The following is a 541-nucleotide window of genomic DNA, read 5'->3' as shown; positions in this document are numbered from 1 at the left end:
CCATCAGCATTAGTTTCAATATAATTTTTGGACTCCAGTACATCATTGATATGTGCTAAGGCAACTTCTTGTTTATCGCTCACTTATGTTCTCCTGAACCAACAAAATAGGTAAAAATCTTTTCAAATTCATTAGATTAATTTGCATAAAAAGCACAGGGAAAAGTTGGCTTACCAGCTATGCGCCGACCAGAACACCTTGCAGAAGCCCCAGCTGTCAAAGCTTGTTGTAAGCAATGGACTCATGGATCAGCGCCTTACCCATGATGTACAGCTGGTCCTGATTTTCTTCTGTCACATACCAGTCTTTGTAAGCTGGATTGTCAGATAGCACAGCCAGTTGCAAACCTTGCATTTGTAAGCGTTTAACATGGAAGTGTTGGCCGAAAACAAAAGCGTACACCCCGTCAACTTTGAAATTCCTAACAGAAACGTCAAAGAAGAGACGATCACCTGACTGTATTGTTGGGCACATGCTGTCACCGTCTACGGTCATCACCTTCACATCATTTTGAGTGCGGTTCCCGAAAAGAGATCTGGCT

1 protein-coding gene is annotated in these 541 nt (G+C 42.5%); it reads right to left on the bottom strand.

Annotated elements, in window-relative coordinates:
- Nucleotides 1-216: 216 nt before the first annotated feature.
- Nucleotides 217-541 (bottom strand): S24 family peptidase (locus tag RE027_RS18125; RefSeq protein WP_368809692.1); only part of this gene is annotated, 325 nt, incomplete at its 5' end.

The organism is Kocuria sabuli, assembly GCF_040981185.1.
Taxonomy (GTDB): Bacteria; Actinomycetota; Actinomycetes; order Actinomycetales; family Micrococcaceae; genus Kocuria; species Kocuria sabuli.
The sequence above is the reverse complement of the archived record's forward strand: the minus strand, read 5'-3'. Positions and strand labels throughout refer to the sequence as shown.